Source organism: Dietzia sp. UBA5065 (assembly GCA_002415925.1).
Lineage (GTDB): Bacteria > Actinomycetota > Actinomycetes > Mycobacteriales > Mycobacteriaceae > Dietzia.
This window is the reverse complement of sequence record DIAZ01000117.1, coordinates 1-2354: the sequence shown is the minus strand read 5'-3', so window position 1 is coordinate 2354 and position 2354 is coordinate 1. Positions and strand designations below refer to the sequence as shown.

General features: G+C 73.7%; 3 protein-coding genes. All 3 read left to right on the top strand.

The annotated features are described in order from the left end of the window. The first annotated feature begins 30 nt into the window (after positions 1–30). Positions 31–750 carry a cholesterol catabolism transcriptional regulator KstR gene (kstR, locus tag B4M60_RS09035; protein ID WP_291082524.1) on the top strand — a complete coding sequence of 240 codons (720 nt, stop codon included), beginning with the start codon at positions 31–33 and terminating at the stop codon, positions 748–750. 97 nt (positions 751–847) lie between these two features. Next, complete coding sequence (locus B4M60_RS09030; RefSeq protein ID WP_291082521.1) at positions 848–2137, top strand: aspartate aminotransferase family protein; 1290 nt, start codon at positions 848–850, stop codon at positions 2135–2137. Beyond that, positions 2134–2354 (top strand): FAD-binding protein (locus tag B4M60_RS09025; protein WP_291082518.1); only part of this gene is annotated, 221 nt, incomplete at its 3' end. The genes B4M60_RS09030 and B4M60_RS09025, both read left to right, overlap by 4 nt.

Here is a 2354-nt window from a genome sequence, read left to right as displayed (position 1 = left end):
CCCGAGTCACCAGCCCAGAAGGTTCGCCTCATGACCAACAGCCCGGACGAGACCGGTCGCGACGCCCCGGCGTCGGCCTCCGCGTCCCGCAGCGACGAGCCCACCACGACGTCGCAACGGGAGCGGCGTCGGCGGATCCTCGACGCCACGCTGGCCCTGGCCGCCAAGGGCGGGTACGAGGCCGTGCAGATGCGTGCGGTGGCAGAGAAGGCCGAGGTCGCGGTGGGCACGCTCTACCGCTACTTCCCCTCCAAGGTCCACCTCCTGGTCTCGGCCCTGGCCCGCGAGTTCCGTCGACTGGACCAGCGCACCGAACGCTCGGCCCCGCCCGGCGACACCGCCCAGGAGCGGATGAAGATCGTGGTGGAGATGATCACCAAGGCCATGCAGCGCGATCCCAACCTCACCGAGGCCATGACCCGGGCGTTCATGTTCGCCGACGCCTCCGTGGCCAACGAGGTCGAGGAGGTGGGCTACTACATGGACCGGATCATCGCCCGCGCCATGGCCCAGGGCGAGCCGGACGAGATCCAGCTCTCGATAGCCCGCGTGGTCTCCGACGTGTGGATGTCCAACCTCGTCTCCTGGCTCACCCGGCGCTCGACGGCCGCCGACGTCAGCAACCGCCTCGGCCTGACCATCGACCTGCTGCTCGGCACGGACGACTCGCCCCGGCGGGCCCGCCTGCACACCGCCATCGCGGAGGGCAACGGCGAGACCCCGGGAGACACCGCCGACGCGACGGCCTGACCGGAGCCCCGCGGCTGCGGGACGGGCCGGGGGCGGGTGCCGGGCGAAGATCGTCCGATCGGTGAAATTCTCCCCGCGCGCGTCACACACTGGCGTCATGGCAGCGCACCTGTCCCCCGTCCTCACCCAGGCCACGCCCGTCGTGGTGGACCACGCCCACGGCTCGTGGATCCACGGCACCGACGGCCGCGACTACCTCGACTTCACCACCGGCATCGGCGTGACCAGCACCGGGCACTGCCACCCGGACGTGGTGGCCGCCGCGCGGGAGCAGTGCGGGAGGATCATCCACGCGCAGTACACGACCGTCATGCACCAGCCGCTGCTCGAGCTCACCGCGAAGCTGGGCGAGCACCTGCCCGAGGGGCTGGACTCGGTGTTCTACGCCAACTCCGGCTCGGAGGCGGTCGAGGCCGCGGTGCGCCTGGCGCGCATGGCCACCGGCCGGCAGTACGTCGTCACCCTCCAGCGCGGGTTCCACGGCCGGACCGTCGCCGCGGCGAGCCTGACGACCGCCGGGACCCGGTTCTCCGCCGGGTTCGGCCCCCTCATGTCGGGGGTCGCGCAGACCCCGTACCCCGACGCGCTGCGCCTGGGCATGACCGAGGACGAGGCCGTCGACTTCGCGCTGGCCGAGTTCGATTTCCTCCTGGCCACGCGCATCAACCCGCGCGAGCTGGCGGCGATCCTGGTCGAGCCGGTGCTGGGCGACGGCGGCTACCAGGCCGTCCCGCAGCGCTACCTGCAGGGGCTGCGCGAGCGCGCCACCACCCACGGCGCGCTCCTCGTGCTGGACGAGGTCCAGGCCGGAATCGGCCGGACGGGCCGCTTCTGGGGGCACCAGCACACCGAGGGCCTGGTGCCGGACGTCATCATCACCGCGAAGGGCATCGCCTCCGGCTTCCCGATCTCCGCGATCGCCGCCCCCGAGGCGATCATGGCCAGGGCCTGGCCGGGCTCGCAGGGCGGCACCTACGGCGGCAACGCCGTCGCCGCGGCGGCAGGAGTGGCCACCCTCGGCGTGATCGAGCGCGAGTCTCTGGTGGCCAACGCGGCCGAGCGCGGGACGCAGCTCCTCGACGGGCTGCGGCGCAGCCTCGGCGGCGTGGCCGAGATCTGCGACATCCGCGGCACCGGGCTCATGCTGGGCGTCGAGTTCGGCGACCCCACCGCGCCCGCCGGCGGCCCCGGCGCGCTGGAGGCCGCGCGCCTGGCCGCGGGGGTTCAGCGGGCGTGCGTCGACGAGGACCTGCTCACCCTGACCTGTGGCCCCACCGGCTCGGTCGTGCGCATCATCCCCGCACTGGTGGTGACCGCCGACGAGGTGGACACCGGCGTCGAGCGCTTCGCCCGCGCCGTGCACCGGGTGTGCGACGGGGCGGCGTGACCCCGGCGGAGTCGCTGGTCCGCGCCCTCACCGCCGCGGGCCTGGACCCGGAGGCCGATCCCCGCCGGATAGCCGAGTACTCCTACGACGCCTCCAACTACCGGGTCGTCCCCGCCGCCGTCCTCTTCCCCCGGTCCGAGTCCGAGATCGCCGCCGCGCTCGCCGTGTGTCACCGCCTGGGCGTGCCCGCCACCGCGCGCGGCGGCGGTACGTCCAT